This is a genomic window from Collinsella aerofaciens, from assembly GCF_032584215.1.
Classification (GTDB): Bacteria; Actinomycetota; Coriobacteriia; order Coriobacteriales; family Coriobacteriaceae; genus Collinsella.
Map to the genome: position 1 here is coordinate 1 of NZ_JAWHPN010000034.1, position 24661 is coordinate 24661.

Below are 24661 nucleotides of genomic sequence, written 5' to 3' on the forward strand. Positions count from 1 at the left end.
CTGGCCTTGGTCGAGCTGTAGGGGCTCGACGGGTGGTACGGCGTCTCCTCGGTGAACTTGGCCGGGTCGTCGAGCGCCAGGTCGCCGTAGACCTCGTCGGTGGAGACGTGGTGGTAGCGGACGCCGTGCTTCCTCACGGCCTCCAGCAGGCGGAAGGTGCCCTCCACGTTGGTGCGCAGGAAGGGCTCGGGGTCGGCGATGGAGTTGTCGTTATGGGACTCGGCGGCGTAGTGCACGATCGCGTCGTGGCCCGGCACCAGCCTGTCCAGCAGCTCCGCGTCGCAGATGTCGCCCACGACGAGCTCCACGCGGTCCGACGGCAGGCCCGCGATGTTCTCGGGGTTGCCGGCGTAGGTCAGCTTGTCCAGGACGGTGACGTGGACGCCCGGGTGGTTGTTCACGACGTAGTGCACGAAGTTGCTGCCGATGAAGCCGCAGCCGCCAGTGACGATGATATTCTTGGGTTCGAAAATCTCAGACATGAAAATCCAATCTGAAGCAAGTACAGCTTCTTTAGTATGCCGCAGGAAGTGACGCCGCGGCACTATTCAACAAAACTATCGGACATTTCGGCATGCGATAAGAGCCATGACCTTCGCAGAATTACTTCCCCTACAAAACGCCTCCGGAATGCAGTCTTTGTCGTACCGGAAGACCGAATTCCCAGTTTTATCGCGTAAGTACTTATAGAAGAAGTCTTCCCAGCTTTTAAACTTCTCACTGTTTACAAAGGCTTCTGGGGTTTCCAAAACCGCCTTAACATCTAACCTTGAAATTACGCCAGAGCTCAGCAGAAGCCACTCGAATGACTCGGGAAGACAAACCGTAACAGTATCGCGATGAATGTCTTGCAGCTTAAGGACGCGGTCCGCATGGCACCCAAATGCCGCTCCGTCCGCGACAACAAACACGCGATCGTCGAAATGCTGATCCAACCAGCCCAAAATCGCGCTGTTCGTCATGGCCGAAGCGCAGGTAAGCTCACTGTCAGCGAAATGCCGTTCAAAGAACTGGAAACCAGACTTACTGTCCTCGCATAGAAGGATAGAAAAGTCCTGTTTTGGCGCCGCCCGGGAAATAGCATAACGATGATTCCCGCGATCTTGATAAACAGGGACGAAAGAATGGTATTTTCCGCTCGTCTTAATCTTGTAAATCTCATCCACGCTATACGGAAGATTGGGGAAATCAGCCCTTGAGATCAGCACGAAATAATTCGAGGAATACAGCACATGATGGGCAAACTCATCAGAATGGATCTCTTTTAAGCCCTCATCGACAAATACAATCGAGTCATGAACGGACGAAAGCTGGTTTCGCCAATCATAATCGGTCAGGGCGACACAGGGACAATCGCATTGCAAGGAAACGCCCGACTGCTCGCCCGTTCGCATGTAGTCTGCGACCATGTCAAACAGCGTCGTCTTACCCGTGCCGCTATCGCCACGCACAATAGTGATGTTCCGCTTGATGGTAAATGTGTACTTGGTTCCCCTACGGCGGGAAATCTTAACGAGATGCGAACCGTTCATAAGCAGCACCTACAGATACGGAATCGACTCGTGAATCAATTCGGCCATGTTATGAACGATTCGGCCGCTGTTCACGACTTTGATTTTAAAATCCTCGCGACCAAAGTCCATCACATGATAGAGATTCACAACGAGCTTGCGGTCTTTCGCCATGTCGAGAATCCACTTGGCACAGTTGTCACCACAAGTAGAAGCGTTAAAAATATGCTTACGATCAAATCTCATAAGCAGCAGCGTTTTCACGCCACCAGAAAGCTGGAGTGGGGAGATGGATCCAAGCACAGGGCTTTCGATGACGTTTTCGGAGACAACAACCGATCGATCGACATCTTTAATTATCGAGACTGCATAGGGATCCGTAATCCAAGAAGACCGGTAAGAGTTTTTGAAATATGTCGCTGTGTTGTAAATCGCTTCTGGCATATCGCCAAAGTAGACGCTTAACACATCCACTCCCAATCATATTGTCTTTATGGTCAACGTAATCATAACGAAAGGGGCCACCAGATAAACGGTGGCCCCTGAAAGAAAACAAGCTTGCGCTAGTACTCGCGCGGGCTGTTGACGATCTCGCCGGCGGCGACCTTCTTGAGGTGCTGGCCGTAGACCGACTTGCCGTAGGCCTTGGCCGCCTCCTCCAGCTCGGCGGTCGTGATCCAGCCGTTCTCCCAGGCGATCTCCTCGGGGACCGAGACCGGCAGGTCCTGGGAGTGCTCCACGGCGCGGACGAACTCCGCCGCCTCGTGGAGTGACTCCATGGTGCCGGTGTCCAGCCACGCGTAGCCGCGGCCGAGGGTCACCACGGACAGCGTCCCCTCCTCCAGGTACATCTGGTTGAGCGTGGTGATCTCCAGCTCGCCGCGGGCGGAAGGCTGAACCTTGTGGGCCTTGGCGGCGACGTCGCCCGGGTAGAAGTACAGGCCGGTGACGGCGTAGGAGCTCTTGGGCTGGGCGGGCTTCTCCTCGATGGACACGGCCCTCCCCTGCGCATCGAACTCCACGACGCCGAAGCGCTCGGGGTCGTCCACGTGGTAGCCGAAGACCGTGGCCCTGCCGGACTCTGCGTTCTGGACGGCGCGCGTCAGGTGGCGGGACAGGCCGTTGCCGTAGAAGATGTTGTCGCCGAGCACCAGGGCGCACGGCTCGCCGTTAATGAACTCCTCGCCGATGGTGAAGGCCTGCGCCAGGCCGTCGGGGCTCGGCTGCTCGGCGTAGGAGAGGTTCACGCCGTAGCGCGAGCCGTCCCCGAGCAGGCGCTCGAAGTTGGGGAGGTCGGTCGGCGTGGAGATGACCAGGATGTCCCGGATGCCCGCCAGCATGAGGGTGGACAGCGGGTAGTAGATCATGGGCTTGTCGTAGACCGGCAGCAGCTGCTTGGAGGTCACGAGCGTGAGCGGGTACAGGCGCGTGCCGGACCCGCCGGCGAGGATGATGCCTTTCATAGAATTCCTCTCAGTTGACAATCGTTAGGCAAAAGCTGCTAATTGCAAACAACGATTAGACAAACATATTTATTAAAATTATATGCGCCAGCAGCGGCTTCCTCCTCATTCTCTTTAAAACGGACAGTAGAAACACGTAACTCTTTCTGCATTTATCGCGAGGTAGGAAATGAATAAGTACAATGAGCAGTGTCCAACAAACGAAAGGCAAACAATGCGAGTCGAAACAACCGGAGTATGCAGAGGAAACTGGAAAATCTACCAGCAGCTTAAAATAGAAGGCATCCATGAAGGCTCCAGCATAAAAGCTCAAGCGGCAACGGTTGACGACCGCCGTTTACCTTTGTCTCTTCTAAAATTCAAGGACAATAACGGCGAATCAGACTCATACGTTCTTGTAATCCCCGACCCCGACACCCGATCCATTAAAGTTGAGTTTAGCGAAATCGGCAAAGACGGTCGTAACCTGAGCAGCGACTCCCTTTCGCTCAATTGCAAGAACATCAAATGGGAGTCGCGTCTTAACTACAAAATTAAACCTGACATGTGCAGCAAACTCAGAAATTACGATGACGTTTCAGAGTTTGAGATGGCGACGATTGATTTTTGGCAGTGCATCGAAGATTCAAACGAGTATATCCTGAGGTGCACGGTTAGAACACCGTACCGCAACGACTCGCAAATCAAACTTCGCTGCCTCGATCGGTTCCTCAATGAGGTTGAGCTGAGCATAGTCAACTTCGGCTCAAATGTAACGAGTGTTGGATTTACATCCGAGAAAAAACAACTTGAAACACAGCTCTCGATCCGCATGCCAAAGGCGTTTGATCGTTACTACTTTATAATTGGCGATCAAAATCACCCTTCATTCAGTGCATTTGACTGCTTAACGCCTGATAAATTAGGCTTGCTTCTTGAGGAGACCAACTTCCTCTTTACCCATGCGCAGTTTGACCCTGAATACCCCGAATGGTTTACAGAGCATAAGGCAACCATTGGCGCACTGGAGAAGCAGAGAAAAATCGTCTTCAATAGCGCTCCGAAATTCAGCATCATTGTCCCTCTTTACAACACGCCCATTTCGTTTTTTAACGATATGGTCGAATCCGTAAAAAACCAGTCTTATGCAAACTGGGAGCTCCTCCTAGTTAATGCAAGCCCTGACAATCAGGAACTAAAGGCTCGCGTTGAGCAGGAAACAGCCCGCGACAACAGAATTAAGTCAATTAATCTTACCGAAAATAAGGGTATTTCCGAAAACACAAACGCAGGCGTTGCCGTAGCTTCGGGCGATTTCGTTAGCTTCTTTGACCATGACGACATTCTTGAACCGGACTTGTTGTTCTCATATGCCGAGGCAATTGAAAACAATAATGGCGTCGATCTTCTTTATTGTGATGAAGATAAACTCATGCCCGATGGAAAGTTAGCGCAGCCGTTCTTTAAGCCGGATTTCAATATCGATCTGCTCAGAAACAATAACTATATCTGCCACATGCTTACCATCCGTAAGTCCCTGCTAGACACTCTAGAGCCGAACACAAAAGAGTTCGATGGAGCACAGGATCATAATCTGACTCTCCGCGCCGTGGAAAAGGCAAGGAAAGTTCATCATGTTGCGAAGGTTCTATACCACTGGCGCCTAAGCGAGACCTCCACCGCAGCAAATGCCGATAGCAAGCCGTATGCCACTATCGCAGGTATCAAAGCGGTCCAGAGTCATTTGGACAGGCTTGGGCTCAATGCGAAGGTCGAACAAGCGCGTCGTCCCTTTACATATAAAGTAACCTACGCTGTGCCAGATTCCCACCCACTCGTGTCAATTATCATCCCGACTAAAGACCACGCCGACATTCTGAACAACTGCATTACATCAATTGTTGAGAAATCAACGTACGACAATTACGAGCTCGTCATAATCGAAAACAACAGCACAGAAAAGGTGACGTTCGATTATTACGATAAGTTGCAAGCAAAATATCCTGACATCGTTCGTCTTGTAACTTGGGAACACGAATTCAATTTCTCCAAGCTCATGAACTTTGGCGTTGCTCACGCCAAGGGCGACTATCTCTTGCTATTGAATAACGATACTGAGGTAATTACGCCCAATTGGATCGAGACCATGCTTGGCATCTGCGCACGTGAGGATGTTGGCGCAGTCGGTGCAAAACTCTACTATCCCGACAACACCATTCAGCACGCGGGCCTATGCGTCACTGGCGGCGTGGCGGGACATCTTTGCCAGAGCATGCCAAGGAATAATTGGGGCTACTTTGCACTCAACGATGCGCAACAAGACTTCAGCGCTGTCACTGCAGCTTGCATAATGACCAAGCGTAGCGAATATGAGAAAGTCGGAGGTTTCACCGAAGAGCTTCAAGTTGCATTTAATGATGTTGACTTTTGCTTAAAGCTACGCGAGATTAACGACCTGATCGTATACACGCCCGAAGTCGAGCTCTATCACTACGAGTCGATTTCTAGAGGCGTTGAAAACAATACGGAAAAGCAGATTCGGTTCCACAAAGAAGTCGCATACATGAATTATCGCTGGGCAAAATACTATGTCGAAGGCGATCCGTACATTAACCCAAATTTCAGCGTGGGAGAACCCGGAAATCGCTACTATCATTTATAAAGTGTTAGCTTAATTCTGCGCTTTCTAATTTTAACCTTATTAAAATTAGACTAATAGATAAGGGAATCGAGGGTCAACCCTCGATTCCCTTACTATGAATAATTGCATTCCATACATGATATACAGTTAAGAAGCGTTTGTGATTCGATACACAAGCAGGCGTTGATTCCGCATGCTGGCCAGAATCCGCATCATTCCAAAGGCGTATTTAAAACCCAGCCCCACTGTGGTATAGCGGTAGTGTGGTAGTAGTTCAGCCACCAAGCAAGTGATGTTGTCCTGATGTAACCGATGTTATCCATAACCATACCGTTTCCGATATAAATAGCAATATGGCCCCAGCGGGCACCAGCACTTGTATGAGTATGCGTAGGGACCGCAACGATCATTCCAACTTTAAGCTGAGATATATCTCGGCTGTAACACCAATTCCAGAACATGTCGCATGCGTCGCCGTTGGGATATGACCCCAGCACGGGGTAAAACACATGGCTAACCCACTCCGAGCACAGTCCCGCCCCAGGAGAAGGAACGCTATGGCAACGATTAACGATCTGGGACTGCAAGGAGGCGCGCGCGGAGTGCTCAGGCTCCACCCAAGCACCTGAGGCATTAAAGAAATACTCGGAGTCTCCAATTCTGTTCCAGCCATTTACCATTTGTCCAGAAGACATAAGGTAGTACCACGTTCCATCATCATCGAGGAACCAGCCAGTATTCATAGCTCCGGATTCGTTGTCGAGGTGATACCACCTACCGTCAATGAATCGCCAACCGCGCTGCAGAACCCCATCTGAGTCTGTGTAAAACCACACCTGTGCAGCTGAGGACCAATACCAGCCAGCGACAGGCTTTCCCTCGGGATCCCTAAGCTTAATTCCACCCGCGCCGTCCTTGACGCCCGAAAGCACAATCGCACCACTGCTGCACGCATAATATACGTTTTCATCTTGTGAGAAGACCCAAGTGTTGCACTTTAATGCACCGCCGCTATCCGGATCCAAATAATAAATGGAGCCATTTACAGTTTGAAATCCTTCCAGCATGGCGCCATTATTATTGGGGTCTAGCAAATACCAGCTAGAACCATTGTAAAACCACCCGGTACGAATCTCTCCCGATGCGTTGGAGCAATACCATGCCCCATCGTTAATAAACCAACCGGAGCTCATAGAACCGGATTCGGAAAAATGATACAAAGAGCCGTTAACAAGCCTAAAGCCCGTAGCCATTAATCCAGAAGGCTCAAGCCAGTACCAAGTATTGCCAAGGAGTAACCACCCGGTCTGCATAGCGCCCGAACTGTCCAAATAGTACCAGCTATCATCAATTAAAACCCAGCCGGTCTTCATTGAACCCGATGTCTCGTCAAGGTAGAACCAGCGCCCACCGGTGGCAGCCCATCCCTTCAAATGTGCACAGGAGTTAGAAAATAAATGCCAGCCATCGTTCAAGTATTTCCAGCCAGTAGCTGCATAACCTTCGGAATCAAAATAATACTCCGCCCCTCTAATGGACAGAAAACAGTTTGACGGCCAACCACCAGCCTCATATCTCCACCACCATTTACCGTTTTGGTAGGCCCAAGAACCAGGAAGAGCGATGTTATTATCAGAGGAACGAACGATCTGGAACGACAGTTGAGAGGTAACGCCGGCGTAATTCCCTAGCCCATTCACTCTTATAGTGGCGCAGCCAGGGGCAACATTATCTGAATACGTGACTTCATAATCGATTCCGCTTGCTAGCACAGAACCGCTGGCAGTCAAAACAGAGACATCAGGAGTAATCACATCGCCAGTATATTCATATATCGACGAATCGATAGATGCTTTGAAATTATCGGAATCCAAAGTCAAACGATCGCTACCTGATGTCCCAAATGCTTCCTGACCCGATTGAACCAAAGAGCCATCAGTGCCTTCAGCCACGCAATCTTCAGTTAATGAAAATGCGATTGCGGGCCATAAAAGAGAGATGAAACAAATAGATGTTAGACAAACCACGCTGATTAAACTCAGATGTCGATTTTTCATCATTTTTCTCTTCTCGCCAAATCAAATTAACCTTTGAATATCCAGATGCAGTCGACCCAGAGATGCAGTTCCCAAATTAATTAATATGCAAGACAACTCGCTTGATACGTTGCACCAGATAAAACGATAAGACACTCAACATAGGGATTGTCTATTTGTTAGACAATCCACAACCAGCAGTCGAGCGCGATCAATGGTGCACAAACTTAGGAGCCCTAATGAGGGATAGCCGAAGGAACTGAATCAAACCATGTATTGAGCTCATTCATGATCAGACCTTTTCTCAAGCTCTTTTTCGAGCAGGGCAATCCTATGAGTAAGGTTTTTGATCGCCAAAACATGACGACTCGCGGCAACGCTAAGAGACAGAGAGATTGCAAGCAACAGCACGATTGCACCCAAAAAAAGGAAATTGGCCGGGTTGACAAACCCAATAGCTGTTGAGCAACTATAAATAATCTGAGGACATAAATCACAGATCAAGGCCGCCATACACATCAAAATCCACAGCAAAGAGTACTTAAGAAGCATCTTTCCGTTGGACACGAGACGTAAAACATAGACGAGGAATCCGCCGAAAAAGAGGGCCGCACCAATCCTCAAAATAAGATTCATTATTTGTCTCCCCTATGAACCCAGCACACAAGGACAATGGCTAACGTAACCTTGACCATATAGTAGACGGAAGAGAAGCCCCCGATAGATGAACGTCCACCTTGGCGCTCATTCATCTTTACAGGCGCTTCCATAACGGGAAGACCAAGCTTCATAGCCAAAGCAATCGACTCTGGCTCCGGGTAGTCATCAGGATAACTCTTGCAGAACAGGTCGATAGCATCTTTATTGCAGGCCCTAAAGCCAGAAGTGGGATCGGTGACCACCTTACCCGTAAGCAACTCGAGCAAAAATGAAAGCCACCTGATTCCAACACGACGCATAAAAGTTGATTGAAAACCATCAGTCTCAACCAGAAATCGAGAGCCTATCGCCAAACTCGCACCGCTCTCAATCAGCTTTACAAGCTCAGGAATATAAGAAGGATCATGTTGGCCATCGCCGTCAACCTGAATGTCGATATCATAGCCAAATCTCTGGGCATATTTATGGCCCGCTTGGACCGCTCCACCGATACCAAGGTTCTGCGGCAAATCCAATATGTTGATACCATGCTCTCGACAAAGCTCAAGCGTTGTATCTTGTGAGCCGTCGTTGATTACGACATAGTCATAACCCGCAGCTTTTATAGCTGCAACGGTATTGAGAATGCACTCCTGTTCGTTATAGGCAGGAATTATTACGAGAACACGCAGATGTCCTTTTGAACATGTCGTTGAAGTAAAAGACAATCGAGATTCATCCATTCCAAAAACAGTTGGCTCTTAGCGACGCCCAAAGAATTTGCGACTCTTACAGTCCAACGCATAGCTTAACTCAGACTTAAGTTTACTGTATCCTGTCTAACCATTAGGAAGTTACATCTCAAGCTTAGATATTTAGCTTGCTCAACTAGGGCACACATGGAGTCCCCATCCATCACCGCAGGAAAAGGACCCCTTGCAGTTCTGCCTCAAATACGGGGCGCATGTCCTGAGCGAACCCTCAACGCCGTCCCATTCGATCCAATCGAATCCAACTAATTGCCCACTCCTACTATAACCATGACCTATATCGCTAATTTAGAAAAAACGGATATACAGAAGCTCGAACATCACAAAATACAGCAGCGCAAATGGAGCCCCGAGCATAAAGGCTGTAACTTTAGCCTTCACCTCCTCATCGCAGTAAATAGGGAACCTGAGCAATAGACAGGCAAAAGGTATTATCAAAGGTATGAGATATCGCGCTTGGACACCCGCAACTGTCTGGCTTCCAACTCCTGTAAAAGCGATGTATAGAGCCAAAGCAACTAGGTGGCAAGTAGCAAGAACCAGGAATAGAGTCCAAACAATTCCGCAACGGCTAAGCTTTATTTTAGTATCTTTTTCATTATCAATAATGCAAATAGCTTCAAACAGCATGATGGGGAGATACGAAAGCCATGGGAACAGATTAGACACGTCCCCAAGATAAGCCATATTCGTTGATATTGAATTGAGAAACGCCGGGGTCAGCATCGATCCAAAAACGAAATTCGAGATTACAGCTATAGTTCCAACTGGATTTGCAAGCACTCCCGTCGTTTGACCAGCCGTAGAGACTTCGGAGCCACCACGTGCATCAGAAATATTATTTACGACAGATGAGAAATATGGCGTCAAGAAAGATAGGATCATAATGGCACAAACGAATAGAGCAGTACCAATCAAGATACGTCTTTGCTTGCTTGAAACATATTTATTTGCAGGAATTAAAAGCGCAAGTCCAAATAAGGGAAAATAAATCGCTTTAGCTGCAAACCCGATTGCAAAAGATAGTAGAAATGCGAAGAACGTTTTAGCAGAAATATCCTCTTCAGAAATAAGCATCTTCAACAAAAGAGCTGTTCCTAGCAAACTGAACGATATCACACAGGGATCATACGAGTAACTGGCTGCCATTAACACAGCAGACGGGAACAACGCAATACAAGTGAAAAGACATTTTCTGCAAGGGGCTATACGAATTGCGATTCCGCAGATAACTGCATACGCAAACAAATTAAAAATTTTACCCAATGCAAATTTGATAGAGAATGGGAGATGAAGCAAGCGACCCAAACAAAGGCCGATAGATGAAGGAATATAGGCAATTTTAGAAAGAGCCACACTATCAAAACAATTAAAACGTTCGATACCTTCAGCTAAATCATTTTTATCAGCCTCTCTGACCAATTGCTCAACAGAGCCACGGTTAAACTCTCTTGTTTCATCTATTGGGTACTTACCCAAAGCTGCATCCAAACTAAAGCCGTCCCCCATATAAAACTGCTCGACTATCATTCGGTCAGAATTTGTTATTTCAGCATTTGTGAGGTAGGAAAAACTGTTTGCATTTCCATAGTGGACCTCATCATCCCATGTCAAAAAATTTGTAACGGGAAAGCAAATAATTACGGATAGACCAATTGAGACAATGCATGCGAAAGCGAACAGTTCGGGCTTCAGATAAGAAATGCCCCCATTAATAGCAATCAATCCGATCAAAACCGTAATGGGCAAAGCAGACGCGAACAACACCGTCTTTGACTTATCGAGCGGAATGCCAATAAAAGCGATTAAAACAGCAAATCCAACAAAAACCGCCAAATAAAAGAAACACTTCTTAGCATCAGTTTTCTTAACCGAGGTTACGAAGCTCTTCATCAGGCCATAGCAAAGCTCAATTCCCTGGAACGCTAAAACTAAATGAAAGCATATAACCAGACCTGAGATATTCCATGCACCAAGACCGAAGGGGCCAAACGTCTTCGCGCCAGCCAATATGATGAAAACTAGCAGAAAGCTGCTGAGGATACTGGACGCGACGAGAACGGTTATCTGACGAATAGCATCACCGCTCGACTGTGATTTCGGTTGCAAATATAAGCACGCAACAGCAACGACATCGCAAAAGAGTTCAAGAATGAATAGATTTAAATTCTTATAGTGCAATGATGTCGCGACAGCTAACAAAAGAAGTCCCAGCCCAAAGATGGCAAGCGCGTACTCGCTTTTCTTAATTGCAGGATTATTCAAAACGTGCATCTCCAACTAAAGACAAAATCGAATAGGATAAGTCGACAATAACAAATTCGGGTCTTAGATCCAACTTCACTCAAAAGCTAAGTAAAAGCCAGCCAAGTATCACTTAGCAAATACAAAACGCCTTCTCGACATCTATAGCAGTGGCGTCCCAGCTATATCGATTTTCAACAAGGGCCCTAGAGTTTCGAGACTGTAGAGAAAGCAGCTTTCGATCATCAAAAAGCCTGCATAATGCCGAAACCACCTCATCAGATGACATGGACTGAATTATCGTGCCGTAGCTATCATCTGGAATAAGCTCGTGCGCGCCTCCCACATCTGTTACCACAGCAGGCGTTCCGCAAGCTGAAGCCTCAAGAAGTACCGTCGAAAAGCCTTCGGACCGAGTTGGAAGACAAAGCACATCTGCTTGCTGAAGTAAGGAGGAAATGTCCTCTGCGCTACATCTCCCAAGCCAAAACAAGTTCGACGAACAGGCTTCCTTGACTTCATTGGCCAGCGGACCATCCCCTGCAAGAACAAAACAAATATCACGCTTGGTAATATCCTTTGCGCGAGCTGCCTCAATAATTGAATAAATTCCCTTTTCAGGAATAAACCGCCCAACAAAAGCCACAACTAAAGATGATTGAGGGACACCTAATTCTGATCGGAAATCTCTACCCGAAGAGATGCTCCTATAAATTGAAGCATTGATTGAGTTCGATATTACGCCCTTTGCACCGATATTAAAATGCTGAAGCCATTCAACGCTTTTAGAAGAAATCCCATAGAAATCAGGTTCAAACGTCTTTACGCGATCAGTAATCCAATCCTCATATCGGCGCACAAAATAATCAAGGAATGGCTGATTGAAAGAAAGATACGCTGAACCATGGTCGAGAACGACGGCCCTAGTGTTATGATCCACAGCAAACTTCAGCCCTTCGAGTGAGAGGGGGAAAAGCCTCGTGTTGATAAGTACGCCGTCCCACTCATAATCATCAAGGCTTTGCAGGAGCCGGTAATAATCGCCGGTTTTTTTGGGAAGAGGAAGCCTTCCATCAAGCAATGAAATACATGGAAGCCGAATTATCTCGAGACCGTTTTCGACTGAATGACCGACTCCTACGCGCATTGAATCATTAGTAACGATAACCACCCTGTCGCCGCGGGCAGCTAGGGCATGAGCGAGACCATCGACAAAATTACCAATTCCACTAAGTTGCGGGTGATAATGATGGGTGAAAATACAAATAGAAGAACTCATTACATAACCTCATCTGGTAAAGATTTCATATCCTTAATTCTGCGCAGTCCAGACTTCACCATCCCCAAAGTCAAGCAGAAGAGGAAGATGGGTATGTCGATTTTCCGGCTCCGGAATTTTCTTCCATTCGCCATACATCGTTGTAAGATATTTATCCGTCATACGAGGAACGGGGAATTCACTGCCTTCGAAAACCGCACTGCTCAGAGGGAAAATCTCTGAAATAGGCACTGGCGCCATATTCGGCCAGCTTAACGTCAGACAATAATCAGAGACCTCACCCGTATTTGAGTCGGCAATACAGGAGTCGAACAAATCCTGGTAAGAGCATGCGCCTCGAGAAACCAGTTGTTCCACTACGTGTATAGCAGAACAACCAATTTGCTCGAGTTGTCCAAGGAACCCTTTATGAGGGACAACAATGGAAGAAGAGTGATATAAATAAGCTCTTTTCTGTGCAATTGATGCAGTTCGGACTTGTTTTGCACGAAGGCGTTTATCTGTATAGAGCTGGTCATATGGAAAGATGTCGACAAAAATACCCATCGAACTGGAAGCCTCTCGAGCCTCCTGATTCTCGAAGCGAGTTTCATCGCGATACACCTTAGCAAACATCGCAGCATAGCCAATAGTATTCCGCGATGTATGGAGCGAATATCCTTCCGGTAAACCATCCTCGGCTAAAGAGCAAAAGCGGTCATAGTCTGAACGCATCATTCCGATATCTATATCATCATCCCAAGGGATAAACCCCCTATGACGCATTGCTCCTAAACATGTTCCGCCATCAAGCCACCACCTGATGCCGTGCTTAGAGCAGAATGCAGCGACAACCTGAAGGATATCCAATTCAGTGTTTTGAAGCTTTAATAGCGCGTGAGCTTTAGACATCATCGGCCTATCTCTTTTCCCCAAACCATTCTTGCGTCTGTTTCCCCAAAACAAAAGACTGATAAATAAGGCAAATAGCATTGGATATAAGCGCCGTTACAGTAGGGCCATTTAAGCCAAACAACACTTGCGCGGGAGCCATGACAGCAACAGCACTGATTAAGGACAATATGCTGCCAACAAATACCCCTCGGTAGTTATCAAGAGAAACCAGCAAATCGTTGACAAACCAAGCAATGCCAGTCAAAAAGGCACAAGCCAACATAGGCTGAAGGAGATCAGAATGTTTGGCTATTCCAGCGCCATAAAACAAAGACAGCAATAATTTGCCGAAAAAGAAAAGCGCAACTGCTGATATGACGCCGACAAATAAAATACCGGCAAGTATTTTACCTATAAGCGTAAAAAAGGACTTTTCCCTAGAATAGTAACGCTCTACTAAATAACCTAATAAAGGATTATAGATATACGTCGCACCCATTTGGATAATTGCCACGGGAGCAGCAACTGATGCATAAATGCCTAGAGCAGAATCTCCGAATGTATAAGATAAATACTGCCTTGGAATATTCGGCGCCGCAGAAGCAGCAATGCCGCCCAGAACGATGGGCAAACAGCCACATAGGAAAGCTCTGACCTTCGCTTGGGTAATTCCAAGTTTGATTGCAGAGATTCGATTTGATCTCGGATAATCGTAAATAACACCGATACCTATAGTCACTACCGTCATTAGCAACAATGCACCTTCGAGGCTATTTAACAGCCCAAAGACAACAATGAACGAAAGGAGAGAACCAATGCCCTGCATTATGAGGGATTTCCCAATATAGTCCATCCTATGGCCAACCTGATCATTGGCATGCATGACATCAATAACTAAGCCGGCGGTTTTATAGAGAGCATACAAAAGAACAGCAGGCACCGTATCAATACGACACGTCGCAATGGAATAGACGGCCAACATTGCAAACGCCATAAACGTAGTAAAGAAACGAAAAGTCAGGTATTCACCAGCAGAGTTTTTCCTTTCAACATCTGCAATTTGTACCGTGTACATCCTGTATTGGGCCAATTGAGAAAACATGTTGAAAATAGACATAGCAAGGGAATAAATTCCAGCAGCACTATATCCATCAGACAGTCGAACGACCAATATAGTGATTAGCCATTGACAGCCTAAATTCGTCAACGAGCCAACGGTATTCCAGAACATATTGTGTTTAATCGAAAGAGTCTTCTCTGTGGCTTCCACAAATATAAGCGCCCTTCTGAACAAGTCGCGATTCGGATACGAAGCTATTTTGCTTCTTTAATCATGTTTAAAATCAAAAGAAACAGCCAATTCGGTACAAGTCGCATAACGATTTCAGCTTTAGCAATGGACGGGCAAGCTCGTCGATATTTAAGCAAGCCAATTATGGAGCGTCGCTCTCTTGCATCGGCGAACCCCATTATTTCCTTTAGGTGCGGTGAATCAGGAAATCTTTCGGCAAATTGCTTAGCTGTATCAACCCTGTTTTTAACTCTTGTTAAATACCAATCATCTTTTGAAGCAACACCCGCAAGGAATCCAGTTTCATTCCCGCCATGTCGACGATACTTAACCAAGGGAGTCGTTGTAAAACTGCACTTCCCCAGTTCGCTGCAGCCCAATGTCAACCACAAATCATGTGCAGTGGATTCCGGAAAGGGAATCATCGACTTAGCAGCACTCGCATCTAGCATGAGAGCCATACCAATGCCGTAGCATACACTTGCAGCCTGAATAGTAATATCCTCTCCGGAGCACCAATTTACTTCAGGCGAATTTGGATGAGCTTTTCTGTAGCTCTCTACCAGCATGTTTCCGTTTTCGTCGATTACCGATCTATCGCAAACATCAAGAATTGAGCCTTCTTCTAGCATATGGTTGAGCGAAACTTGAACTCTGTTAGGCTCCCAAATATCATCTTGATCGCAAAATACTACGTAATCCCCTTCTGCCAAAGAGAGTAGTGCCTCGAACGATTTGACATAACCGAGATTTTTATCGCCATGATAATAACGATAGGCGTTTTTCTTTATATGCTCTTGGATAAACCCCTCTAAAGAGGCCGATTCGGGGCAGTCATTTCTGACCAAAAGCGTAACCGGAAACGTTTGTTCATCAATCGAATCAAGTTGAGCGGCGAAAAACTTAAGATCAGGTTTATATGCTGAAAGAAGTACGCATACGCCTGTACCATTTCCCTTTTCTATTTCCAAAAATCCTCCCAAAGTCATGTTTTCAAGATTAGCAAAGCAATCATTAGAGATTTAAGGTGTTGTTTATTACGCTCAAAAAAGACAGGAGAAGGCTCGGCCTTTAGATAATACATGGCGGCAAATTGAATGGTGCTCCCGTAATTTTTAACACCAACACCGACATCTCGCCCCCCTAGAGGGAGCGAGATGGTTGGCTTTTCAAAATAATCTGAAAAGGAAGCTCGTAGAGAATTAAAATCCTGCGCACCGGAAGTGCATACAGTTTATGACTGCCTTCTCATGAAACCGCTTGCCAAATCAAAGCACCTCAATTGGAAAAGAGTCCCTTAAGAATCAGTGTCTTTCTCCCACCTTTAAAGACACTTGTCCAATATCAATAGGTAACAACCTTTGTTCCATAAGGTATGTTATCGTAAATCCATTTTGCGTTCTGGATCTCAAGGCGCACACATCCTGCAGAGGATGGAACGCCCATCGTGGGATCCATCACCCGGTTACTGTTGACGTAGTAGGGCGAAGAATGGAATAGATAATCACCGTAGAACTGTGTGTAGTAATAGCAAGTATATCCATGCCCAAAGGAGTATCCCTTTCCGTAGACTTGGTACTCCCCTATCACAGTTGGCGTACTGGCTTTTCCCGTCGAACATACATATCGACGGTTTAAGGACCAATTATTCCATGACCCAGTGTAGATGCTCGTGATACAACGCGACGTATCGACAAGTATCAGCCAATTTGTATTGCTTGAATAACTTTGAGCTTTAGCGTCCATATAGTCTGACACCCACGCGCCGTTAGCCATGAAGTAATTCCAGGATCCGTCCACAACGCGCCAGCCAGTAGTCATAGCCCCACTAGCATCAAGCCAATACCAGTTGCCGCCCAAATTGAGCCATCCCGTCTGCATATAACCAGACGAATTCAAGTAATACCAATATCCGTTAACGGCAACCCAACCGGTTTTCATAACGTAAGTAGATGGATCTAAATAGAACCAGGAGCCATCCTTGCTCAGCCAGCCAGATCGTGCATAGCCAGCGGTCTCATCAAAGAAGTACCATTTTCCGTTAACGTTCTGCCAGCCGACGCTCAAGGAGCCATTAGTCGGATCAGCATAGAAAATGCAGCCACCAAGCGTCACGAAACCGCGCGCTTCGACCAATTCGCCATCGCCGTTTGAAGTAAATAACTTCCCATTGCGCAATGTTCCGCACAACGAGCAGTCAGAACCAGCAAAAGCCTTAGACGGACCATCCTGAACCGAGTCCTGGACATCTACCCATTCACGACAAGCAACAGCGCCTGAGCCTTTTGCATAATAGCTTTTCCCATTTACAGAAAAATGCCCGAGCAGCATTTTGCCGTCGACGGCAGGATCAAGATAATAGTATTGGCTACCGTCCTTCAGCCAACCCGTCTTTACAATACCCGATGCATTAGATGGCTCAGCGTAATACCAGTCTCCATCGCTCATAAACCAGCCGAGTGACAGCGCTCCCGTTGAAGAAAAATGATACCGATTCGATCCGATGGAAAAAAAGCCGGTAACCATTCTATTGTCATTTGCGATATCGAGCCAATACCAAGCGCCGTTCACCGAACGCCAGCCCGACGCAAGTGCGCCGGAACCGTCTGCGTAATACCAGTCCGTACCATCAAACGCCCAACCAACAGCCATTGCACCGGAATCCGATAAATAATAACGTGATGAGCCAACGGAAACGATTCCCCTAGACATAGCACCATCATTGGCGGGATCAAGCCAATACCAGTTATTGCCAGTTTGAAGCCAACCGGTTAAGACTTCACCATTGCTACCCCAATACCATAAACCGTTATCAAGACACCATCCATTAATCAGTCCATAGGTTCCAAGAAGATAAGGATGCCCATCGATAACACGTCGCCCAGTAACCATGGAACAGCCGTCAAGGGAGTCAAACCAGTACCATTGGCCTCCGATAAGCTGCCAACCATTTGCCAAAGCGCCTGATGGACTCGCGTAATACCACTTATTGTCAGTAAAAATCCAGCCGCAACTCATCGCGCCGTCACGAGCGGGGTCCAAATAAAACAACGAGCCGTCAACATTCTGCATTCCGGTCAAACGGCAGTCGTCAAGATAGTAATACCAGGACAAACCGTCCCATTGCCATCCAGATAGTTTTTCCGTCGTCGACGAGTCTTGGCTTTCGACAACCTGTGGATTCGAATCTTCCGCTGTTTTGCCAGCATAATCGTTGGAATCTTGAGCGAGACCGCCGCCGACAAAAGCACCCGACCCTTCCGTCGAGTCGCGCTCTACGATATCGTTATCCGCCCCCTCTTCCACGGCATAAGCAGTGCAAGAAAACGCGGGGGCGAAAACCGAGAGCGAGGCGGATAGTAGCACCAAGCCGATTGCTCGCCAGCAAATTCGATGATCAATCCGAGCATTCATTTCAGGCCCCCAACCGGTACCGACTGTCTTACAAGGAATCAATTAGATAAACGGACGGGCTGCGCCGATCACATTTCCCCTAGCGCTGACGGGATGAATACCGACACCCTGATGAGGCCAGGAGTCAATCATCATACCGCCGCCAAGTGCGATTGCGATATGCCCGCGATAATAAATCACATCGCCACGCTGAATCGAGCTGGTGCTCACGGGCATAAAGATGTTGCTTCGATACCAATTCATCGAATTGTAGGTTTGGCTTGGATCCCAGCGATGGTTATAAGGGTTGTAAACACCCATATCCATGCCAGTAGCATAAAGACATTGCAAGACAAAACCAGAGCAATCAACAGCCCCGCCGGGAGCGGTAGACCAAGGCTCAATATATTGCGTACCGATATATTCGTAAGCACGCTGAATAAAGGCATTCACGCAATCTTCCCGCGTCGCTTCGACAGAAATGCGAGAAGGAGTCACATAGGAAAAGTAGCCAGTGCAGTAGCTAGGCAACTGAACAGTCCAAGAGCTGACCTGGGGATACTGCGGAGGATTTTGCCAGCCAACCTTGTCGCACTGGCCATCGCTCCAGAAAATTCGACGCACGCCATCGATGGTTCTTGCGCCTGTTGCCATAGCACCGCTGCCGTCTAGCCAATACCACTTACCCGAATCTTTAAGCCAGCCAACATGCATGCTGCCGTTGGAGTCAAGGTAATACCATGTTCCATTGAGGCATTTCCAACCAGTTGCCATTTTTCCGTCGGCGTTTAGGTAATACCATGCACCGTCAGTAAAAACCCATCCAGTTTTCATCGCACCAGAATCGGCATCAAGCCAATACCAATCGCCATCAATCTGCAGCCATCCACGATGAATGACGCCCGTTCCGGGCTCAGCATAAAACCTTTGATTTGCAACATTAACCCAACCGGACGCAACCTGCCAGCCATCAGCTCCAGCTGTTTTTAGGATAGTACCGTTTTCGCGGATCACATCTTTGCAAAGATATCCATTGCCATCGGCATATCTTTCTACGCCGTCTTTAACGGTAATCCAGCTTGACACCACAAGTCTACCGCTCAGGTTTGCGAAACAATCGTTGCCGCCCACCTCAAATAAGCCCGTTTACATGAGATGGCTAGCAGGGTTCAGGTAATACCAACTCACGCCCTCTTTATACTAGCCAGAAATAAGCGCGCCAGATTCAGAGGCAAAATACCAGCCGTCCTCGGACTGAGCCCAACCAATAGCCATAGTCCCATTCGAATTCAAATAATATGCTGCATTGCCAAGGTCTAAATACCCAACAGACATTTTGCCGTCGGAAGCCGGATCGAGATAATACCAGGTTCCGTTAACGAGTTGCCAGCCAGTGACCGCAATACCATTAGAGCAGTAATACCAATCTACTCCATCTTTGAACCATCCATTTACGAGGCCATAGTCGCCAAAAATGTAGGTACTTCCATCGATCTCGTGACGACCTTTGAACATAGCCAGCGTCTGAGAGTCAAAATAATAGCGAGTCCCACCTATCGTCTGCCATGACGAAGCAAGTGCGCCCGATGGATATGCCCAGTACCAATTCCCGTCAACGAGAATCCAGCCGGTTTTCATAGCACCAGTGGCATCTAAATAGTATTTCCCGCTCCCGAGGTCGACAAAACCAACCTGCATTATATGGGTGGCAGGATTCAGGTAATACCATGTGCCGTCTTGATAAAACCAATCAGCAGCTAAATCGCCTCCAGCATTGGCATAAAACCAATTTCCATCTGAGTTACGTAGCCAGCAGTTCTGATATAGCGCGCCAAAAGGCGTTGCGGCATTGCCGTCATTCGCATAAAACGAAGCAGTCGATCCGCCAGCATCGGTCACATTGAAATAACCTGTCTGCATTGCACCATCATTGGCCGGATCAAGCCAATACCAATAGCCCCCGCTTTGCAGCCAGCCAGTTTGGTGTTTACCGTTTTTTCCGTAATACCAAACTCCGGACGACTCGTCTCGTTGCCAGCCATCTTTTATGACGGAAGAATTATCAGGTTGCAAATCATCGGAAACCACAGAAGAAAAATCCGCTTTTGACTCAATACTCTGAGCCTCAACGGAATCCTGTGCAAACGCGACATTCGCACTCAGGGGCAAGCAGCAAGCAGTGATTAATGACGCAGCAGCACAAACAAGCGTGGCCTTCTTTTCGAATCGATACATAAGCGACCCTCCCAGATATCCTATTTAGTTATTTTAATCCACCTTTCGAGATTGATTTTCGCTACTTTCTGTTCAGTCTATGTAGCTAAATACAATTGATTGAACATATCGTTCAATCATTCTATTCTTTTCCTAAGCAATGAACATCTTAATTGGAGGCCTGCAGTGGAACTGACCAAGCGTAACTTTACAGTTCTGTACGAATACCTAAAGAACCCATATGCCAGCCAGCGAGAAGTTGCCGAGCGCACCGGCCTTTCACTTGGATCAGTAAACGCAGCGAATAAAGAGCTCACGAATGAGGGGCTTCTCGAATCGGACAGCCTAACCGACGGCGGTTACGAAGCGCTTCATCCCTATAAGGTTGAAAACGCAGTGATATTGGCTGCGGGGCTTTCGAGCCGCTTTGCTCCCATTTCGTATGAAAAGCCCAAAGGCCTTTTAAAAGTACGTGGTGAGATCCTCATTGAGCGACAGATTAGGCAGCTGCAAGACGCAGGTATCAGCAATATCACCGTCGTTGTCGGCTATAAAAAAGAATATTTCTTCTATCTCGAAAGCAAGTTCGGCGTCTCGATTGTCGTCAACAACGAATATGCATCCAAAAATAACCACGCATCGCTTATGTGCGTAAAAGAGCGGCTTGGCAACACCTATATTTGCTCAAGCGATGATTACCTTCTAAACAATCCGTTCGAAGCATACGTTTGGAAAGCATTTTATTCTGCTCAATATGCTGAAGGCGCCACCAAAGAATGGTGCATTCAAACCGGAGCAATGGACAGAATTACCAATGTTACGATTGGCGGTTCCGATGCTTGGTATATGCTCGGACATGTCTACTTTGATAAAGCCTTCTCGCTTGCATTTAAGCAGATTCTCGAAACGGAATATAACAAGCCCGAAACAACGGACAAGCTTTGGGAAGATCTATATATCGAGCACATCAAGGAGCTCGATATGGTTATCAAGAAGTATCCTGAGGGCGAGATCAACGAATTCGATTCTCTTGATGAGCTGCGTGCCTTTGATCCGCATTTTATCGAAAACGTTGACTCCGATATTTTCGATAACATCGAGCAAGTGCTCGGCTGCTCCAAATCAGAGATTCACGACGTTTATCCCCTTAAACAAGGTCTTACGAATCTATCGTGCCACTTTAGAACCAATGACGGAGAGTACGTTTACCGCCATCCGGGAGTCGGGACCGAACTGCTTATTAACAGAAATGGAGAAGTAGCCGCACTTAAAAAGGCCAAGGAGCTCGGCCTTGACGACACGTTCATTCATGAGGACCCAAAGCGTGGTTGGAAAATTTCGAAGTTTGTACCCAACGCAAAGCAGCCTGACCCGCATGATCCTGCCCAAATGAATCGAATGATGCAGATGTGTCGTTCGCTTCACGAGAGTGGTGCAAATGTTGAAACCGAATTTGACTTCTACCTCGAAGCGAAGCGGTACGAATCACTTCTTCTGGAAAAAGGTCCCATCGACATTCCAGGCTACAGGGAAATGTCCGCCGAAATCGATGAATTGGAGCACTTTGTACAGGCCGATAATGCACCAAAATGCCTTTGCCACAATGACTTCTTTTACCTCAATTTCCTTATCGATGAGAACGACAAGTACTATCTCATTGACTGGGAATATGCTGGCATGAGCGATTACGCAAACGATTTTGGAACATGCAGTGTCTGCTGCGAGCTTTCCGAAGATGAAGTCGACCGCGCGCTTGATGCATATTTTGGGCGCAAGGCAACAAACAACGAAATTGCGCATAACTATGCGCACATTGCCCTTGCAGGATGGTGCTGGTACCTCTGGTCTCTTCTGAAAGAAGCCGAAGGCGACTTCGTGGGCGAATGGCTCTATATCTACTTCAATTACGGTGCCAAATACCTCAAAAAGGCACTGGAGATCTATCGGAAAGGTGAGTAACGATGCAATTCGGCTTTTTTAGCGGTCTTCTTTGGGGCCTTGATACAGTAATTCTTGGAATCGGCTTGGCGCTTGCGCCCTATATTGGATCGGCGGAAGCGCTTGCATGCGCCTCCATTGCGGGATCCTTTCTCCATGATGCCTTCTGTGCAATTTGGCTCTTTGGCTACATGGGAGTCCGAGGCAGACTAAAAGACACGCTCGCTGCACTTAAAACTCGTTCGGGCAAGGTCGTCATCGCCGGCGCCCTACTCGGTGGACCTATCGGAATGACCGGCTACGTATTGGCAATTAATAACATCGGAGCTGCCTACACGGCAATCATCTCCGCCTTCTATCCCGCAGTCGGAGCATTCCTTTCCTTCGTACTGCTGAAGGAGAAAATGGGCAAAGGCCAGATTCTTTCCCTTCTCGTTGCTCTTTGCGGTGTAATGACGATGGGCTATCTATCGGCCGGATCGAGCGAGATGGCAAATGCCCCCCTCGGCTTACTCGGCGCAGTGCTTGCCGTTATTGGATGGGGATCCGAAGCGGTGCTGTGCGCATGGGGAATGAAAGATGATGCCGTTGATGACGAAACAGCTTTGCAAATCCGCGAAACTACAAGTGCGCTTGTTTATGGAGCGCTCGTACTCCCCCTCTTCGGAGCATGGCATTTCACGTTGGGCGCTATCCCAAGCATGCCCACATTGATTATTGCACTCGCCGGACTCGCAGGAACTGCATCCTATCTGTTCTATTACAAGGGCATTGCGGCAATCGGAGCAGCGCGTGCGATGGCTCTGAATATCTCCTATTCGGCATGGTCAGTGGTCTTTGGCCTGATCTTGCTTGGAACAATTCCCGACATGGCATCCGTAATCTGCTGCGTTGTAATTGTATGCGGAACAGTTTTGGCAGCCAGTAACTGGGACGAACTATTTGGACGTAAGAAGACGGCGTAGCTAGATTAACAATGTAGCAAAAGGGGAGAGCTAGTCGAGCTCTCCCCTTTTAGCATCATGGCTATTCAATTACCACGGCCTGGCTATCCATCTGTTGCCACGTGCCGAAGAACACTTGGGCATTTCGCGTAACATTGCCGTTAATCGAATCCGAAAGATAGACAATTCCCTGCTCGTCATCATAGCCTTTAAGGACTACGGCATGATTACCGCCCCACAGACCATAGGAATGCCCGTTATACCAACGCGCAGCATAACGGCCTCCTGGCCAACTTCCCCATTCGGTATTCCACATCTCAACAGGTTGACCACAGGTCAGCCTGTTCTTAATGGAAGAAATTGACGAGAAAGAGACGTCTTTTGCCTGCTTGCCACTTCCAGCAGCACGCAGAAAGTTATTACCAGCAATAGTAATCGCAGGTGCGACGCATCCCATGAGACCCCCGCTGCTACGCCTTGGATTGCCATCAAAAGCGGTAACAAAATTGCCATTACTTCCCTTGGGCAAATAGTAATCCGCAATAATCGTCTTACCTAAACCGAAACCATAGTAGTTAAGCAAGTTTGTAAGGGCAACCGACTCACAGCCAGTAGGAAGTTCCGGGTACTGCGAATAGCACGGGACATCGACCCAAGCGCCAACCATTGCGCCGGATGAACTGAACTTGTAGTCAGTAGAGCCGATCCAATACCAACCGTTGCTCAACATTACTCCCCCACGTGCGGCATCAAGGTAATACCATGTGTCCCCACGGGAAAGCCATCCCGTTTTCATTATGCCAGAAGCGGAATCTAGCCAGTACCAGTTACCGCCATCGTTAAGCCAGCCGGTCGCCATTCGACCATCCGAGTTAAAGTAATACCAAGACCCAGCAATTTGCTGCCATCCAGTCAGAATTACCCCATTAGCAGAACAACAATATCGAGAACCCTGACTCTCAATCCAGCCCGTTCTGGCATTACCGTCATCGTCAATCAGCTGGATTCCCGAATCGGTCATTATGCCTTTAAGGTCAATTGCGCCGCTGGATGACGAATGATACATCCAAGACCCATCACCGTTTGACCAGCAATTAGCCATCATCTTGCCGGTACTATTAAATATGTATTCACATGATCCGATAGTTTGAACGCCCGTGGTCATGGCATGCGTCGAGGGGTCGAGCCAGTACCATGCACCGCTTAGGCTGAGCCATCCGGAGGCGAGGGCACCGGAGCCCGTCGCGTAGTACCAGGTCCCGCCGTCGAGCACCCATCCGGTCGCCATCGCGCCGGAGGCGCTGAACCAGTACGCTGAGTGTGTTTCGTCAAGAGGATTTGAGCAAAAAGAGCATCGGAAATTGAGCAGTCGCAGCATCGGAAGCGCGCACGCTTTTTGAGCGGCTAGCTCTCCTGCATGAGGGCATGGCGGACGCGGTAGGACTC

19 protein-coding genes are annotated in these 24661 nt (G+C 47.7%); 3 read left to right on the forward strand and 16 right to left on the reverse strand.

Features of this window, described 5'->3' with window-relative positions:
* The 4 genes from RX395_RS08980 to rfbA form a co-directional block, all read right to left on the reverse strand.
* Positions 1–482 (reverse strand): dTDP-glucose 4,6-dehydratase (locus RX395_RS08980; RefSeq protein ID WP_316367065.1); only part of this gene is annotated, 482 nt, incomplete at its 3' end.
* Positions 483–557: 75 nt separating this feature from the next.
* Positions 558–1532 carry a hypothetical protein gene (locus RX395_RS08985; RefSeq protein WP_161155558.1) on the reverse strand — a complete coding sequence of 325 codons (975 nt, stop codon included), beginning with the start codon at positions 1530–1532 and terminating at the stop codon, positions 558–560.
* 9 nt (positions 1533–1541) lie between these two features.
* The gene (locus RX395_RS08990; RefSeq protein ID WP_035138697.1) at positions 1542–1979 is read right to left on the reverse strand and encodes a DUF4869 domain-containing protein; all 438 of its coding nucleotides are present in this window, start codon (positions 1977–1979) and stop codon (positions 1542–1544) included.
* A 95-nt stretch (positions 1980–2074) separates the two neighbouring features.
* Entirely contained in the window at positions 2075–2974 is a 900-nt protein-coding gene (gene rfbA / locus RX395_RS08995) for a glucose-1-phosphate thymidylyltransferase RfbA (RefSeq protein ID WP_316367069.1), read from the reverse strand.
* A gap of 169 nt (positions 2975–3143) precedes the next feature.
* On the opposite strand from rfbA, the gene RX395_RS09000 reads away from it, so the two are divergent.
* The gene (locus RX395_RS09000; protein ID WP_124786117.1) at positions 3144–5615 is read left to right on the forward strand and encodes a glycosyltransferase family 2 protein; all 2472 of its coding nucleotides are present in this window, start codon (positions 3144–3146) and stop codon (positions 5613–5615) included.
* A gap of 191 nt (positions 5616–5806) precedes the next feature.
* Here RX395_RS09000 and RX395_RS09005 read toward each other — a convergent pair whose 3' ends face one another.
* From RX395_RS09005 to RX395_RS09055, 11 genes are all read right to left on the reverse strand, one after another.
* Complete coding sequence (locus RX395_RS09005; RefSeq protein WP_199576462.1) at positions 5807–7651, reverse strand: N-acetylmuramoyl-L-alanine amidase family protein; 1845 nt, start codon at positions 7649–7651, stop codon at positions 5807–5809.
* 261 nt (positions 7652–7912) lie between these two features.
* Complete coding sequence (locus RX395_RS09010; protein ID WP_117786521.1) at positions 7913–8266, reverse strand: DUF2304 domain-containing protein; 354 nt, start codon at positions 8264–8266, stop codon at positions 7913–7915.
* Positions 8266–9012 (reverse strand): glycosyltransferase family 2 protein, encoded by a 747-nt coding sequence (locus tag RX395_RS09015; protein ID WP_117786522.1) that lies wholly within the window; start codon positions 9010–9012, stop codon positions 8266–8268. The genes RX395_RS09010 and RX395_RS09015 overlap by 1 nt, the downstream gene beginning before the upstream one ends.
* A 315-nt stretch (positions 9013–9327) precedes the next feature.
* Positions 9328–11304, reverse strand: coding sequence for a DUF2142 domain-containing protein (locus RX395_RS09020; RefSeq protein ID WP_158564980.1), 1977 nt, complete (start codon positions 11302–11304; stop codon positions 9328–9330).
* A 112-nt stretch (positions 11305–11416) separates the two neighbouring features.
* Positions 11417–12562: a glycosyltransferase family 4 protein gene (locus tag RX395_RS09025; RefSeq protein WP_117786524.1), complete on the reverse strand. Its 1146-nt coding sequence runs from the start codon at positions 12560–12562 to the stop codon at positions 11417–11419.
* A 33-nt stretch (positions 12563–12595) separates the two neighbouring features.
* Complete coding sequence (locus RX395_RS09030) at positions 12596–13456, reverse strand: LicD family protein (RefSeq protein WP_316367078.1); 861 nt, start codon at positions 13454–13456, stop codon at positions 12596–12598.
* Between the two features lie 4 nt (positions 13457–13460).
* Positions 13461–14705: a lipopolysaccharide biosynthesis protein gene (locus RX395_RS09035; protein WP_124786114.1), complete on the reverse strand. Its 1245-nt coding sequence runs from the start codon at positions 14703–14705 to the stop codon at positions 13461–13463.
* A gap of 44 nt (positions 14706–14749) precedes the next feature.
* On the reverse strand, positions 14750–15697 hold the full coding sequence (locus RX395_RS09040; RefSeq protein WP_158564977.1) for a glycosyltransferase: 948 nt from the start codon (positions 15695–15697) through the stop codon (positions 14750–14752).
* 373 nt (positions 15698–16070) lie between these two features.
* Positions 16071–18140, reverse strand: a complete 2070-nt coding sequence (locus RX395_RS09045; protein WP_316367081.1) for a L,D-transpeptidase family protein — start codon at positions 18138–18140, stop codon at positions 16071–16073.
* Positions 18141–18182: 42 nt separating this feature from the next.
* Positions 18183–19250 (reverse strand): C40 family peptidase, encoded by a 1068-nt coding sequence (locus tag RX395_RS09050; RefSeq protein ID WP_316367083.1) that lies wholly within the window; start codon positions 19248–19250, stop codon positions 18183–18185.
* Positions 19251–19319: 69 nt separating this feature from the next.
* Positions 19320–20354 (reverse strand): hypothetical protein, encoded by a 1035-nt coding sequence (locus RX395_RS09055; RefSeq protein ID WP_316367084.1) that lies wholly within the window; start codon positions 20352–20354, stop codon positions 19320–19322.
* 165 nt (positions 20355–20519) lie between these two features.
* Between RX395_RS09055 and RX395_RS09060 the strand changes: the two genes are divergently transcribed.
* Positions 20520–22292 carry a phosphotransferase gene (locus RX395_RS09060; protein ID WP_199412404.1) on the forward strand — a complete coding sequence of 591 codons (1773 nt, stop codon included), beginning with the start codon at positions 20520–20522 and terminating at the stop codon, positions 22290–22292.
* 2 nt (positions 22293–22294) lie between these two features.
* Positions 22295–23236 carry a DMT family transporter gene (locus tag RX395_RS09065; protein WP_316367088.1) on the forward strand — a complete coding sequence of 314 codons (942 nt, stop codon included), beginning with the start codon at positions 22295–22297 and terminating at the stop codon, positions 23234–23236.
* 61 nt (positions 23237–23297) lie between these two features.
* Here the strand turns inward: RX395_RS09065 and RX395_RS09070 are convergent.
* The coding region (locus RX395_RS09070) for a C39 family peptidase (protein ID WP_316367089.1) at positions 23298–24661 on the reverse strand (1364 nt) is incomplete at its 5' end.